Raw genomic sequence first — 14,538 nt, forward strand, 5'->3', positions numbered from 1 at the left:
CGCTGTGACGCAGGTTACGTTCAGCGCCAGAAGACTTCCTGGGGAGGGAATGCGGTGCGAAAGATCATCGGACGGGTGCTCATCGCCGTCGGCGGCTTCCTGGTCGTGGCCGGAGTGCTGACGACCTTGTGGGCGCCGGGCGTGGTGAAGAAGACGCCGGTCGACGTCGACCAGACGACGCGGCTGGACGGGACGGCGACCAAGCTGGGCGAGACGTTCCCGGTGAACGTCACCAGCATCACCAAGGCCGACAGCGAGGCCTCCACCGACCGGACGACGGTCTGGGTCAACACCTCCTGCGTGGTGAGCAACGCCGACGGCGACGCTCCCGACTGCGTCGACGGCGAGGACCCGCGGCTGGTCTCGGCCACGGTCGGCACCTTCGCGACCGACCGCGTGACCGCGCTCGCCCGCGACCACGAGAACCTGCCGGAGGGCTCCACGCCGTACGAGGGGATCGTCAACAAGTTCCCCTTCGACACCGAGAAGAAGGACTACCCCTACTGGGACGGCACGCTCGGGCGCACCGTGGACATGGAGTACGTCGAGGCGACCGAGATGGACGGCCTGCCCGTCTACCACTTCTCCTCCGCCGTCGCCGACGAGGAGATCGAGATCGCCGAGGGCACGTCGGGTACCTACAGCCAGGCCGTCGACATCTACGTCGAGCCCAAGACCGGAGCGGTGGTCAACCAGGAGCAGTCCCAGCAGCGCTACCTGGCCGACGGCACCCAGGTCCTCGACCTGAACGTCGCCTTCACCGACGACCAGCTCGCCACCAGCGTCAGCGAGGCCAAGGACAACGCCGCGAACCTCGACCTGATCACCAGCACCATCCCGCGCATCGGCTTCATCGGCGGCGCCGTCGCCCTGCTGCTCGGCGCGCTGCTGCTGCTCGTCGGTCGCCCGCGCCGGGCGACCAAGGCGCACGTCGCGCCGCAGCCCGCCTGAGGCCAGCGCCTCGAGGCGGTCGCACCGCCCGCAGCACCAGCCCCTCGCTCACCCCCGGGTCGCGCCGAACACGGCAGTCCCGGGGGTGAGTCGTCCCCGGACCTGCGACCAGCCGCCCCAGACCCGGTCATGGCCCTCGGGCCACTCCGGCTCGAGCAGGTCGGTGATGACGAACCCCGCGCCGGACAGCACCGCGACCCAGTCGCCGAGCGTGCGGTGGTGCTCGACGTAGGAGACCTCCCCGGAGGCGTCGTCGACCTCGACGTACGGCGTGCGGTCCCAGTAGGACTGGCTCGCCACCAGGCCGGCCTCGCTCGGGTCGTCGGCGAACATCCACCGCGTCGGGTGGGTGATGGAGAAGGCGTACCTGCCTCCGGGCCCCAGCACCCGGGCCGTCTCGGCCACCGCCACCTCGAGGTCGCTGACGAACTGCAGCGCACCGAAGGAGGAGAAGACGACGTCGAACGACGCGTCGCGGAACGGCAGCGCCGTGGCGGTGGCGCGGACGGAGGGCACGACGACGCCGGTCTCCTCGTCGATGCGGCGCGAGTGCTGCAGCTGCCGCAGGGAGAGGTCCAGGCCGACCGCCCGACCACCCCGGGCCCGGACCCAGCGCGAGCACTGGCCGGCGCCGGAGCCCACCTCGAGCACGTCGCGGTCCGCGACGTCGCCGAGGACGCCGGCCTCGGCCTCGGTGAAGCCCTCCGGTCCCCACACGAACCCGACGTCGCCGAGGAACTCCCCGTGGGTGGCCTGGTACTCGTCGGCGTAGCGGTCCCAGTCGGGGCCGTTGGCACGCCTGGACTCGGCCTCGTCGACCGCGCGGCGCTCCACGCGCACGGGCGGCATCGGCGGGTGGTGGCGGGAGTCGGGTGCGTCCGGCGACCCGCTCACGACGGCCCCGCGCCGAGCGCGCGGCGCCGGTTCAGCGGGAACCGGCCGGCCAGCTCGCCGAGCGGGCCGACGGCTCGCCCGAGGGAGTCGGCGGAGTCGGCCAGGGAGGGGATCAGCGAGGCCAGCTCCTGCAGCCGCGGCTGGATCGACTCCAGGGTCTCCCCGAGCGCCACGAGCTGGTCGAGCGTGCCGCCGTCGGCGACGAGCTTCTCCACGAACCCGTCCTCGGTGAGCACCCGGTCGGCCAGCCCGCCGGGGGCGAGGACCCGGTCCAGGACCCCGCCCTCGGAGGTGAGGCGGTCCAGGGCGCCGCCGGCGGCGACCAGCCGGTCGAGCACGCCGTCCTGCGCCGCGAGCTGGTCGAGCACGCCGCCGTCGGCGAGCAGCCGCTCCAGGGCGCCGCCGTCGGCGAGCAGGCGGACCGCCGGCCCGTCCTCGGCGAGCAGCCGGTCCAGGACGCCGTCGGCCTGCAGCACCCGGCCCAGCGGGCGGTCCGGCGCCAGCAGGTCGGCCAGCGCGCCGGCCAGGCGCAGCGGCCCGTCCTCGTCGGCGACCAGGCGGGTGAGCTGCTCGGCGTACCCGTGCTCGCCGATGACCCGCATCAGCAGGTCGGCGTACCCGCCCGGGCGACGGACCGGGCCGTCGGCCGAGGCGAGACGACCGAGCTGGAGGGTGGTCTGCGTGGCTGCGGCGGCCAGCCGGACCGGGAGGGTCGCGGCGCCGACGAGGGTGGGCAGGAGGGGCATGCACCGACCGTAGCGCCGCGCGGCGGGCACCCGGGACGGCGACGCGGGCGCGGACCCCGTGGTCCGCGCCCGCCCCCGCCCCGCCATGGTGCGGTCGGTGCCCGTCAGCCGCTCGTGCGACCGGTCTGCCGGGGGTTGCTCGGCCAGGAGCCCTGGTCGAGCGGGTCGCTGCCCGCGCGGACCTCCTTGCCGTCGTTCTGGCCGCCGTCGTCGGTGTCGCGGTCGCACGGGTTCGTCCGGTACCGCTTCACCTCCGCGCCGTCCTTGAGGCCGTCGCGGTCGCTGTCGGCCCGCTTCGGGTTGGTCGGGCACCGGTCGTAGCGACGGTTGGCCGACCCCGTGACCTCCTGCTTGTCGGTCAGCCCGTCCCGGTCGGTGTCCTTCCGGCGCGGGTCGGTCCGGTGCTTCTTGACCTCCGCGCCGTCCTTGAGGCCGTCACGGTCGGTGTCCTTCCGGCGCGGGTCGGTCCGGGTCTGCTTGACCTCGCGGCCGTCGTTCAGCCCGTCGTCGTCGGTGTCCTTGTCCCGCGGGTCGGTCCGGGTCTGCTCGACCTCCCGGCCGTCGGTCAGGCCGTCACCGTCGGTGTCGGGGTCCGTGGGGTCGGTCCCCGCCGCGGCCTCCTCGACGGCGGTCAGGCCGTCGCCGTCCACGTCGGTGCCGCCGGCGCCGTCGGTGGGGGACCCGGCGAGGTCGTCGCGCGGGTCGCGCGGGTCGGTGCCGTTGCGCACCTCGACCCCGTCGATGACGCCGCCGTCGTCGGTGTCGGCGTCGTTCGGGTCGGTCGCGCGGCCGCCCGAGGCGTTCGCGGACCCGGTGACCTCCTGGCCGTCGCCGAGGCCGTCGTTGTCGGTGTCGGCGTCGGCGGGGTCGGTCGCCTTCCCGCCGAACCCGCCGTTGGCCGACCCGCTGGCCTCCTGGGTGTCGGAGAGGCCGTCGCCGTCCCGGTCGGTCTGCCCCGCGGGCGGAGCGGTCCGGAAGTCGTCGGCCGGCACGTCGCGCGGGTCGGTGCCGTTGGCGACCTCGCGGCCGTCGCTGGCACCGCCGTTGTCGGTGTCGACGTCCCGCGGGTCGGTGCGGTGGGTGGTGACCTCGGCGCCGTCGGTGAGGCCGTCGTCGTCGGTGTCGGCGTCGTTCGGGTTCGTGCCGAGCTGGACCTCGCGCCCGTCCCCGAGGCCGTCGCCGTCGCTGTCGGCCACGGCCGGGTTGGTGGGGCGACCGCCGTAGAGGCCGTTGGCCGAGCCGGAGGTCTCCTGGACGTCGGTCAGCCCGTCGCCGTCGGCGTCGGCGGCCGGGCGGTCGTCGGCCCGGTTGTTCGGGTCGGTGCCGCGTCCCACCTCGGTGCCGTCGTCGACGCCGCCGTCGTCGCTGTCCGCGTCGGTCGGGCTCGTCCGCGTGTCCTTGACCTCTCGTCCGTCGCCCAGGCCGTCCCGGTCGGTGTCCCCGACCAGCGGGTCGCTGCGGTGGGTGACCACCTCGGCGCCGTCGGAGAGCCCGTCGCCGTCGGTGTCCGCCCGGTTCGGGTCGGTGCCGACCTGCACCTCCCGACCGTCGCCGAGGCCGTCGCCGTCGGTGTCGGCCTTCCGCGGGTCGGTCGCACCGGTCGGGTTGCCGGGGGAGGAGAAGGGGTTCTCGCTGCCGCTGGTCTCCTGGGCGTCGGTGAGCCCGTCGGAGTCGGAGTCGGCCGATCCGGTCTCGGTGCCGCAGGCCAGTCCCCCGGCGGGCGCCGTGGCCTCGACGTGCATCGGGAAGAGGTCGACGGCGGCCACGACGACGCCGTCGCCGAGCACCGGCAGCAGCTCCAGCTCGACGTGCAGCAGGCTGGCGTCGCCGACCGCGCGGGTGCCGTCGGCGGCGACGGTCTCCGTCTGGCCGCCGAGGGAGAGCTCGAGGCGCAGCAGCGGGTTGCCCGGGACGGCGAAGTCCTGGGGGACGCCCGGCGCGAGCGGCTCGGCCGCCCGGCCCGCAGCGGCGACGGTGACGACGGGGCGCTCGTAGTCGACCGTCGACGCGCCGGCGTCGCCGGTGACGGTGGCGGTCAGGCGCGGGGCGGAGGCGACCCGGACGACCAGGTTGCCGCCGAGGAGGCGCAGGTCGGCGGCCGAGCCGACGACCTCCGCGACGACGTCGCGGCCGCCGTTCGCCTCGCCGTTGGCTACGAAACGGGTGGACTGCGAGGCGCTGACGGTGCCGGGGACCTCGACGAGTGCTCCGACGCCGGGCACGTCGAGGACCGTGGCGTCGGCGGTGCTGACCGAGGACCTCGAGACGTCGGGGACGCTCGGGAGGCACTGGCCGCCGGTGCCGATCCGCGCCCGGGCGGAGGCCTGGGAGACCCCGAGGGAGAGGACGCCGGGCAACGAGCTGGTCGGCACGATCGACGCGGTGTCCGGCGCCCCGGCGTCCGGCGGGGCGGACTGCTCGGCCTCGGCGAGGATGCCGGGCAGTGCCTGGCCCAGCAGGGCGGCGTCGAGGTTGGCGGCCCGGGCGGTGACCCGGGGGCTGCCGGCACCGACCGTGCCGCGGACCGGCCCCAGGCCGACCTCGGCGGCGGTGACCACCCCGCCGAGGTCCAGGGCGTCGACGTGCAGGACCTCGCCGGTCACCGAGGAGGTGACGGTCGTGGGCACGGGCTCGGGGGCGGCCGCCGCGCCCGGTGCCGGGAGGGCGGTCAGGGAGAGGGCGGTGAGGGAGAGGGCGGTCAGGGAGAGGGCGGCCGGGGACGACCGGCCGGTGCGGACCGGTCGTGGCAGGGGTCGCTCGGGGGGCATGGGAGGCATGGGGGTCTCCTGTGGCGGGGGTCGGGGGGACGGCGCCCGCACGCCGGGGGACCGCGCCGGAGCGGCACGGCACGACGGGGGCGCCGAGCGAGGGGGCGGACCGGCGCCTGGGGGAGAGGACCACGTCAGGGGCGGGGTGGCACGTCGCTGCTGGTGTCGTACCCGGCGCGGACCCCGCTATGCGCCGGTCCTGCGAGGACCCTGACCGGTGCCGGCGGCGGTGGGTACCTGCGGGGGTCGCCGTAGGAGTTGGCTCCGCCTCGCGCCGCGGCGTAGGCTGGCCACGCGCCAGAGGTCTGCCTGCGTCCCGGACGGAGCGGACCCTCGCTCGCTATCAGCCCACCCGCTGCTCCGCAGCGTGCCGGGCACGACACCACCGGTAGTGAAAACGACCTCCCGCGCGCGCCCGCACGACATCTGCCCACCCAAGGATCTGTCTCTACATGACGAGCACCATCTCCACTCTTCCGGACTACGACGCGCCTCAGGTCGCGGTCAACGACATCGGGTCCGAAGAGGACTTCCTCGCCGCGATCGACGCGACCATCAAGTACTTCAACGACGGTGACATCGTCGACGGCACCATCGTCAAGGTGGACCGCGACGAGGTCCTGCTCGACATCGGCTACAAGACCGAGGGCGTCATCCCCTCGCGCGAGCTGTCGATCAAGCACGACGTCGACCCCTCCGAGGTCGTCGAGGTCGGCGACAAGGTCGAGGCCCTCGTCCTCCAGAAGGAGGACAAGGAAGGCCGCCTGATCCTGTCCAAGAAGCGCGCCCAGTACGAGCGCGCCTGGGGCACCATCGAGCAGGTCAAGGAGGAGGACGGCGTCGTCGAGGGCACCGTCATCGAGGTCGTCAAGGGCGGCCTGATCCTGGACATCGGCCTGCGCGGCTTCCTGCCCGCCTCGCTGGTGGAGATGCGTCGCGTCCGCGACCTGCAGCCCTACGTGGGCCAGACCCTCGAGGCCAAGATCATCGAGCTCGACAAGAACCGCAACAACGTGGTCCTGTCGCGCCGTGCCTGGCTCGAGCAGACCCAGTCCGAGGTCCGCCACGGCTTCCTGACCCAGCTGCAGAAGGGCCAGATCCGCAAGGGCGTCGTCTCCTCGATCGTCAACTTCGGTGCGTTCGTGGACCTCGGCGGCGTCGACGGCCTCGTCCACGTCTCCGAGCTGTCCTGGAAGCACATCGACCACCCGTCCGAGGTCGTCGCCGTGGGCGACGAGGTCACAGTCGAGGTCCTCGACGTGGACATGGACCGCGAGCGTGTCTCCCTGTCGCTGAAGGCGACGCAGGAGGACCCGTGGCAGCACTTCGCCCGCACCCACCAGATCGGCCAGATCGTGCCGGGCAAGGTCACCAAGCTGGTGCCCTTCGGCTCGTTCGTCCGCGTCGAGGAGGGCATCGAGGGCCTGGTGCACATCTCCGAGCTGGCCGAGCGCCACGTGGAGATCCCCGAGCAGGTCGTCCAGGTCAACGACGACGTCATGGTCAAGATCATCGACATCGACCTCGAGCGTCGCCGGATCTCGCTGTCGCTCAAGCAGGCCAACGAGACCGCCACGGCCGCCGACGTCGAGGAGTTCGACCCGACGCTGTACGGCATGACCGCGACGTACGACGAGCAGGGCAACTACGTCTACCCCGAGGGCTTCGACCCCGAGACCGGCGAGTGGCTCGAGGGCTTCGACGAGCAGCGCGCGACCTGGGAGGAGCAGTACGCCAAGGCGCACGCCCGCTGGGAGGCCCACGTCAAGCAGCAGCAGGAGGCCGCCAAGGCCGAGGTCGAGGCCGGCGAGGCCACCTCGTACTCCAGCGGTGGCACCGACGACACCGCCTCCACCGAGGGCGGCTCGCTCGCCTCGGACGAGGCGCTGCAGGCGCTCCGCGAGAAGCTGACCGGCGGTCAGTGACCCGCTGACCAGCAGGTAGCAGCACCAGACGCACGAAGGCCCGGCCACCTCACGGTGGCCGGGCCTTCGTCGTGTCCGGACGGCTGGGTGGCGGGCCGGTCACCAGACGCCGGGGGCGCGGAACCGCGGGTCCTCGACGTGGGAGGCGGGCGGCCGGGACGGCCCGCGGCCGTCGTGTCGGGTGCGGAGGACGGTCGCGACGGCCAGGGCGGTGGCGACCAGCAGGAGCAGCATCAGGAAGGTCATGGCAGGAATCCTGCTCTTGCCAAGATCCCGCCACGAGTGGCAGAGACGCCAGGGTGCATTGATTTCCTGCCATGTCCGGGTGCATGCTGTGCCGGTGGAGAGCACGCACGTGGGCAACGCCATGAGGAACGTCGTGGTCCTGGTCCAGGACGGCGCCGAGCCGTTCGGCCTCGGGTCGATGTGCGAGGTGTGGGCCGAGCCGTACCACCCCGAGGACGACAACCCGGTCTTCGACTTCAAGGTCGCCACGACCCGGCCCGGGCGGGTGCGCGGCGCCTCCGGCTTCGACCTGCACGTCGAGCACGGGCTCGACGTGGTCGCGGCGGCCGACCTCGTCTGCGTCTGCCCCAAGCGGGACTACCTGGAGCCCTCGCCGGAGGTCGCGGCGGCCGTGCGCGCGGCGCACGATCGGGGAGCGACGGTCTTCGCGCACTGCACCGGTGCCTTCGTGCTCGGCGAGGCGGGGCTCCTCGACGGCCGGCGTTGCACGACCCACTGGCGCCACGCGGACCGGCTCGCCGAGCGGTTCCCGCGGGCGCAGGTCGACGGCGACGTGCTCTACGTCCACGACGGCTCGGTGATCACCGGGGCCGGGTCGGCCGCCGGGCTGGACGCGGCCCTGCACCTGCTGCGCGAGACGTTCGGCGCCGCGACGGCCGCCAGCGCGGCCCGCCGGATGGTCGTCCCGCCGCACCGCGACGGGGGACAGGCCCAGTTCATCGCGCGGGCGGTGCCCGACTGCGACGCCGAGACGCTGGGTCCCCTGCTCACCTGGATCGTCGCCAACCTCGGGTCCGACCTCGACGTCGAGACGCTCGCGCGGCGCGCCCTGATGTCGCCACGGACCTTCGCCCGGAGGTTCCGGGCCGAGACGGGGGCCACCCCGCACGCCTGGGTGACCCGTCAGCGGGTGCTGCGCGCCGAGCAGCTGCTCGAGGAGACCGACCGCCCCGTCGAGTGGATCGCGGGCGAGGTGGGCTTCGGCAACGCCGCCACGCTGCGGCACCACTTCACCCGGGTGCGCGGGGTCAGCCCCCAGCGGTACCGGCGGCAGTTCGCGGTTCCGGCCCCGGCATGATGGCCGCGTGACGGACGACCCGGGGACCTTCCTGCTCGGTGTCGGGGCGCAGAAGGGCGGCACCAGCTGGCTGCACGACTACCTCCAGGCGTCCCCACAGTTCGACCCCGGGTTCCGCAAGGAGTACCACGTCTTCGACGGGCTCGACCTGCCCCACTCCTCCTACGTCCGGGAGCGGGTGCTGCGGCAGGCTGAGCGGGCCCGGCTCGCCCGGGAGGCCGGCGAGCCGTACGACGAGGGACGCCTGCTGCGGGCGTCGTTCTACACCGATCCCGGCGCCTACCCCGACTACTTCGCCGGCCTGCTCCGGGCGCCGGGGACCCGGCTGACGGCCGACGTCACCCCGTCGTACGCGCTGCTGGGGGAGGAGCGGCTGGCCTCGGTGCGCCGGTCCTTCGAGGAGCGCGGGGTGCGCTGCGTCGCGGTGTTCCTGATGCGGGACCCGGTCGACCGGGTGTGGTCCTCGGTGCGGATGTCCTACGACCGCGGCCGGGGCACGGAGGGGCGGACGGCGGAGGAGCGCACGCTCGAGGTGCACCGCCAGGACTACCACCGGCTCCGCTCGCGCTACGACCTGACCCTGGACCGGCTCGATGCCGCCTTCGCGCCGGGCCTGGTGCACCTCGAGCTCTACGAGCGCCTGTTCCGGCCCGAGGCCGTCGAGGAGCTGTGCGGCTTCCTCCGCATCGACGCCCACCCCGCGCAGGTCGGGAAGCGGGTCAACGCCACCCCGACCGACGCAGTGCTGCCGGAGGCGACGGTGCGGGAGGTGGCGGCGACGTACGCCCCGGTGTACGACGCCGTGGCCCGGCGGTTCCCCGACGTCGACCTCGAGCGGCTCTGGCCGAGCGCACGCTTCCGCTGAGGCGACCGCCCGGACGGGACCACCCGCGCTGCTCGAGCGGCAGTTATGACCCCTGTCACACCGGGTACTGCCCCGACGAGCGACGACTCGGGACGGGGACGCTGGAGTCCCAGGGCAGGCCGACCTGGACGGTCGTCGCTGGGAGGGTTGCGGTGAGCGATCGTCGACAGATGGACATGGACGGCCTGCGCGAGCACTGGGCGTGGCGGCCCGAGTGGGTCCGGGAGCGCCCCTGCCTCTACTGGTACCTCGCGGTGGGACCGGCCGGCCTGGCCGAGGCCTGCGAGCCCGTGCTGGCCGAGCTGCGCCGCACGCCGTGGCTCGACGTCGTCCCACCGGCCTGGTGGCACGTCACCGTGTGCGACGTCGGCTTCGAGGACGAGCTGGACCCCTCCGTGGTCGACCGGGTGGGCGCGTCGGTCGCCGAGGCCGTGGCCGCGGCCGCGGGTGGGTCCCCTCCGGGCGCCCTGCACCTCGACTGCGGGCCCTACGAGCGGTTCGCCAGCGCGGTCGCGCTGCGCGTGGGGCCGTCCGCGGCCGTCGGCGCGCTCCAGCAGACCGTGCGGGACGCCACCGAGCTGGTCCTCGGACCGGGCCGGCCACTCGTGCACCGCCACCGCTTCCGGCCGCACCTCAGCCTGGGCTACGCCAACCGGGCGGTCACCGGTGCCGAGCTCGACTCGCTCGCCCGTCGGCTGCCGGAGGTCGCCGGGCAGGCGCAGGTCGACCGGCTCAGCCTGGTCGCCGTCACCAGGCGCGACCGGCACTACCAGTGGTCCGTGCGCCGCGAGGTCCCGCTGCACCGGGTGCCGGTCCCCTCGGGGGCGGTGGGTTGAGTGCGCCCCGACGTGCAGGCGTGGTTCGCCCACCGCACGAGCACGAGCGCCGACCACGACCGGCACCGGCTGGCCGACCGCAAGGGCGCGACCACCGTGAGCATCGTCCTCCCGGCGCGGAACGAGGCGGCGACCGTCGGTGCGATCGTCGAGCGGCTCCTCGAGGAGCTCGTGGAGCGGGTCCACCTCGTCGACGAGGTGCTCGTCGTCGACTCGGGGTCCGACGACGCCACGAGCGAGGTCGCGCGCGCCGCCGGGGCGACCGTGGTGCGCCAGGACCAGGTCCTCCCCGAGCTCGGCGACCGGCCGGGCAAGGGCGAGGCGCTGTGGAAGTCGCTCCACGTCACGACCGGCGACGTGGTGGCCTTCGTCGACGCCGACCTGTGCGAGTTCGACGCCCAGTTCGCGGTCGGGCTGCTCGGGCCGCTGCTCGACGACCCGCGCGTGGAGTTCGTCAAGGGCTTCTACGACCGGCCGCTGCACACCGGCGGCGAGGTGCTGCCCGCCGGCGGCGGCCGGGTCACCGAGATCCTCGCCCGGCCGCTGCTGGACATGCACCTCCCCGAGCTGGCCGGCATCGTGCAGCCGCTGGCGGGGGAGTACGCCGGCCGCCGGACCCTGCTCGAGCGGCTGCCGTTCGTCTCCGGCTACGGGGTCGAGATCGCGATGCTCGTCGACGTCCTGCACGAGGTCGGGATCGACGCGATCGCCCAGGTCGACCTCGGCCTCCGGCGGCACCGCAACTCCGGCGACGCCGCGCTGGGCCGGATGGCCTGCCAGGTCTACCTCGCGCTGCTGTCCCGCCTCGAGCGGTACGGGCACGTCGTCGTCCACGACCCGCCGACCCCGCTGATCACCCAGTTCGCGCGGGTGGAGGACGAGTTCGTCCCCACGACCTCGTGCGTGGCGGTGAGCGAGCGCCCGCCGATGGCCCGGCTCGCCGTGTCGTCCGACCCCGGCCGCGCGACGGGCCGGCCGTGACCACCGTCCTCGTCAACGCGGGCCCGTGGCTGCCGGTGCCCCCGGGAGGCTACGGCGGCATCGAGAACGTCGTCGCCACCCTGGTGCCCGAGCTCCGCCGGCTCGGGGTGCGCGTGGTGCTGGCGACCGTGGGGACCAGCGAGCTGGAGGTCGACGAGCTCCTGTGCCCGCTGGCGGGCCCCCGGTTCGAGTCGGTCGCCGCGCCGTACAACCAGGTCTCGGGGATCGCGCACGCCCACATGCACGAGGTGGCCGCGGAGCTCCGCCGGCGCACGGACGTCGACGTCGTCCACGACCACCTCGAGGTCGTGGGTCCGGCGGTGCTGGCAGCGATGGGGCGCAGCGCACCACCGGCCCTGCAGACCCTCCACTGGGACCTGCGCAAGCACGCGGACTTCTACGAGCGCTTCGACGGCGGCGGCCGCGTGCGGTTCGCCGCGGTCTCCCGCTCGCAGCTCGAGCGCGCGCCGGAGAACCTCCGGGCGCAGGCGATGGGCGTGGTCCCGCTGGCGGTCCCGACCCCGGCGGGAGCGGCGGGCGGCAGCGGGGGAGCGCCCGGGGAGCACGCGCTGGTGCTCGCCCGGATCACCGCCGACAAGGGGCAGGACGTGGCGGTGCGGGTGGCCCGCGCCGCGGGCGTGCCGCTCGTGCTGGCCGGGCCGGTCGCCGGGATCGGGGAGCCCGGCGAGCTGCGCGAGCGCCTCGCCGCGGGCGAGGAGCGGCTTCTCGCCCACCCCGACGTCCGCTACTGGTGCGAGGAGGTCGCTCCCCACGTCGACGGCGAGCAGGTGCGCTGGGTGGGCTGCGTCGGCGGGGAGGAGAAGGAGCGGCTGCTCCGCTCCGCCCGCGCGCTGCTCACCCCGATCCGCTGGGCCGAGCCGGGGGCCACGGCCGTCGTCGAGGCCCTCGGCCGGGGCGTCCCGGTCGTGGGGACGCCGCTGGGCGTGCTGCCGACGCTCGTCGAGCACGGCGTCACCGGCTTCCTCGCCGACACCGAGGCCGGCCTCGCCGCCTGCCTGCGCGACGTGGGCCGGATCCGCGCCGAGGACTGCCGCGCCGCAGCGGCCCGCTGGACGCCGGAGGCCATGGCCCGGAGCTACCTGGACCTGTACGACGCGCTCCTGGAGGCCGCCGGATGAGGATCGTCGTGGTCGGGGCGGGGTCGGTGGCACGCCGGCACGTCGAGGTGCTCACCGGGCTGGGCGCCCGTGTCGTCGGGGTGGTCGACCCCGACGAGGCCGCCGCCGGGCGGCTGGCCGCGGCCTGCGGGGCCACCGCGACGACCGACGTGGAGCAGGCGCTCGACGACGGACGTCCCGACGCGGCGTACGTCTGCGTGCCGCCGTTCGCCCACGGCCCCGCGGAGCGAGCGGTGCTGGCCCGCGGCCTCCCGCTGTTCGTCGAGAAGCCGGTGGGCCTGGACCCGGCGGTCGCCGAGGAGGTCGCGGGGCTGGTCGAGCGCGCGGGGGTGGTGTCCGGCACCGGGTACCACTGGCGCTGCCTGGACACCCTCGACCCGCTCCGCGAGCGCGCCGCCGCCGCACCGCCGCTGCTCGCGGTCGGCTCCTGGCTCGACAAGCGGCCGCCGGTCGCCTGGTGGGGATCGGCCCGGTTGTCCGGCGGGCAGGTGGTCGAGCAGCTCACCCACGTGCTCGACCTCGCCCGCTCGCTGCTCGGCGAGGCGGCCGAGGTGCACGCCGTGGGCGTGCGTCGCGCACCGACGGCTCCGGACCGGCAGCCGGACCCGGTCGACGACCCGGTCGACGACGCGACCGCTGCCCTGGTGCGGTTCCACTCGGGCGCCGTGGCGTCCTTCACGGCGACGTCGCTGCTCGCCGCCAAGCGGCAGGCCTCCCTGCAGCTGTGCGGCCCCGGCTGGTGGGCGGAGGTCGACGACGCGGGCGTGTGCTGGGACGAGGGGAGCGGGCGGCGGCCCGAGGCGTGGTCGGAGGACCCCCGGGTGGCGGTCGACCGGGAGTTCCTCGAGGCGGTCCGCGGCGAGCGGGCGGCCACGCGCGCGCCGTACGCCGAGGCGGTGCGCAGCCACCGGCTCGCCTGGGCCGTCAGCGAGTCGGCGCGCACCGGCGGGCCCGTCCGCCTGGACGCCCCGTCCGCCGGAGCGGGGGGAACGGCGTCGTGAGACGGCACAACCTCGTCGTCGAGGCACCGGGGCGCGTCGTGCTCGTCGAGGAGGACCTGCCCGAGGTGCCGGAGGGCGGGCTGCTCCTGGAGACGGTGGCGACCGGGTTGTCGGCCGGCACCGAGCTCACCTTCGTCAAGGGCGACCACCCGGGGCTGCACCGCGACCACGACGTGGAGCTCGGGCTGTTCCGCGAGCGTCCTGGCGGCGCCCCGGCGTACCCCGTGCGCCGCCTGGGCTACATGGAGGTCGGCCGGGTGGCCCGCTCGCGGACCGCCGCGTTCGGCGAGGGCGACCTCGTCGCGGCGGCGTACGGCCACGCCACCGCGCACGTCGCCGACCCGCTCCGCGAGCACGTCGTGCCCCTCCCGGACGACCTCGACCCGCTGCTCGGGGTGTACGTCGCGCACGTCGGGCCGATCTGCGCGAACGGTCTGCTGCACGCCGCGGCGGACGCCGTCGGACCCTCCACGGCCCGGCTGGGCGACGGCGTGGCCGGCCGCCGGGTGCTCGTCGTCGGCGCCGGCCTGATCGGCCTGCTCACCGCGGTGATGGCCGCCGACCTGGGCGCGGAGGAGGTGGCGGTCGCCGACGCCGACCCGCGCCGGCTCGACGTCGCCGCGGCGCTGGGCCTGGTCCCGGTCCCGCTGGACGGCGACCCGGCGGTCTGGGCCAAGACCCGGTGGCGCCACGGGCCGGCCGACCACGGCGCGGACCTCGTGCTGCAGTGCCGCGGACGGACCGCCGCGCTCGCCACCGCCCTGCGCGCCGCCCGGCCGCAGGGGACGGTCGTCGACCTGGCGTTCTACACCGAGCCGACCGCGGACGTCCGGCTCGGCGAGGAGTACCACCACAACGGGCTGCGGCTGGTGTGCGCGCAGATCGGGCGGGTGCCCCGGGGCACCGGCGGCGCCTGGGACCGCCTCCGGCTCTCGGCCTGCACCGTCGGGTTCCTGCGCCGGTGCGGCGGCCCGCTGCGCGAGCACCTCCTCACCGACGTCCTCCCGCTGTCCGACGCGCCGGAGCTCCTGGCCGACCTGGCCGCGCGTCGCCGGCACGCCCTCTCGGCCGTCTTCACCACCGGCCGCGGCTGAGCGGCGGCCTCCGG

The 14,538-nt window shown here is 75.0% G+C and carries 13 protein-coding genes; 9 read left to right on the forward strand and 4 right to left on the reverse strand.

The window, feature by feature from the left end; genetic code table 11:
* Positions 1–54: 54 nt before the first annotated feature.
* A complete protein-coding gene (locus OSR43_RS08495; RefSeq protein ID WP_302270860.1) occupies positions 55–951 on the forward strand; it encodes a DUF3068 domain-containing protein in 897 nt (298 codons plus the stop codon).
* A gap of 48 nt (positions 952–999) precedes the next feature.
* Here the strand turns inward: OSR43_RS08495 and OSR43_RS08500 are convergent, their stop codons facing one another.
* The 3 genes from OSR43_RS08500 to OSR43_RS08510 form a co-directional block, all read right to left on the reverse strand.
* Positions 1,000–1,845: a class I SAM-dependent methyltransferase gene (locus OSR43_RS08500; protein ID WP_302270861.1), complete on the reverse strand. Its 846-nt coding sequence runs from the start codon at positions 1,843–1,845 to the stop codon at positions 1,000–1,002.
* A complete protein-coding gene (locus tag OSR43_RS08505; RefSeq protein WP_302270862.1) occupies positions 1,842–2,591 on the reverse strand; it encodes a hypothetical protein in 750 nt (249 codons plus the stop codon). The genes OSR43_RS08500 and OSR43_RS08505 overlap by 4 nt, the downstream gene beginning before the upstream one ends.
* Positions 2,592–2,695: 104 nt before the next feature.
* On the reverse strand, positions 2,696–5,368 hold the full coding sequence (locus OSR43_RS08510; protein WP_302270863.1) for a hypothetical protein: 2,673 nt from the start codon (positions 5,366–5,368) through the stop codon (positions 2,696–2,698).
* A gap of 443 nt (positions 5,369–5,811) precedes the next feature.
* Here OSR43_RS08510 and rpsA point away from each other — a divergent pair, with 443 nt between their 5' ends.
* Positions 5,812–7,284, forward strand: coding sequence for a 30S ribosomal protein S1 (gene rpsA, locus OSR43_RS08515; RefSeq protein ID WP_302270864.1), 1,473 nt, complete (start codon positions 5,812–5,814; stop codon positions 7,282–7,284).
* A gap of 99 nt (positions 7,285–7,383) precedes the next feature.
* Here rpsA and OSR43_RS08520 read toward each other — a convergent pair whose 3' ends face one another.
* On the reverse strand, positions 7,384–7,530 hold the full coding sequence (locus OSR43_RS08520) for a hypothetical protein (RefSeq protein WP_302270865.1): 147 nt from the start codon (positions 7,528–7,530) through the stop codon (positions 7,384–7,386).
* 94 nt (positions 7,531–7,624) lie between these two features.
* On the opposite strand from OSR43_RS08520, the gene OSR43_RS08525 reads away from it, so the two are divergent.
* The 7 genes from OSR43_RS08525 (at position 7,625) to OSR43_RS08555 (ending at position 14,524) form a co-directional block, all read left to right on the forward strand.
* On the forward strand, positions 7,625–8,608 hold the full coding sequence (locus OSR43_RS08525; RefSeq protein ID WP_302270866.1) for a GlxA family transcriptional regulator: 984 nt from the start codon (positions 7,625–7,627) through the stop codon (positions 8,606–8,608).
* A gap of 7 nt (positions 8,609–8,615) precedes the next feature.
* On the forward strand, positions 8,616–9,473 hold the full coding sequence (locus OSR43_RS08530) for a sulfotransferase (RefSeq protein ID WP_302270868.1): 858 nt from the start codon (positions 8,616–8,618) through the stop codon (positions 9,471–9,473).
* Positions 9,474–9,625: 152 nt separating this feature from the next.
* Positions 9,626–10,309 (forward strand): 2'-5' RNA ligase family protein, encoded by a 684-nt coding sequence (locus tag OSR43_RS08535; RefSeq protein WP_302270869.1) that lies wholly within the window; start codon positions 9,626–9,628, stop codon positions 10,307–10,309.
* Positions 10,310–11,290 carry a glucosyl-3-phosphoglycerate synthase gene (locus OSR43_RS08540; protein WP_302270870.1) on the forward strand — a complete coding sequence of 327 codons (981 nt, stop codon included), beginning with the start codon at positions 10,310–10,312 and terminating at the stop codon, positions 11,288–11,290.
* Positions 11,287–12,429: a glycosyltransferase gene (locus OSR43_RS08545; protein WP_302270871.1), complete on the forward strand. Its 1,143-nt coding sequence runs from the start codon at positions 11,287–11,289 to the stop codon at positions 12,427–12,429. The genes OSR43_RS08540 and OSR43_RS08545 overlap by 4 nt, the downstream gene beginning before the upstream one ends.
* Entirely contained in the window at positions 12,426–13,430 is a 1,005-nt protein-coding gene (locus tag OSR43_RS08550) for a Gfo/Idh/MocA family protein (RefSeq protein WP_302270872.1), read from the forward strand. The genes OSR43_RS08545 and OSR43_RS08550 overlap by 4 nt, the downstream gene beginning before the upstream one ends.
* Positions 13,427–14,524 carry a zinc-binding alcohol dehydrogenase gene (locus OSR43_RS08555; RefSeq protein WP_302270873.1) on the forward strand — a complete coding sequence of 366 codons (1,098 nt, stop codon included), beginning with the start codon at positions 13,427–13,429 and terminating at the stop codon, positions 14,522–14,524. The genes OSR43_RS08550 and OSR43_RS08555 overlap by 4 nt, the downstream gene beginning before the upstream one ends.
* Positions 14,525–14,538: the final 14 nt, after the last annotated feature.

Origin of the sequence: Nocardioides sp. Arc9.136 (genome assembly GCF_030506255.1) — a bacterium.
GTDB lineage: Bacteria > Actinomycetota > Actinomycetes > Propionibacteriales > Nocardioidaceae > Nocardioides.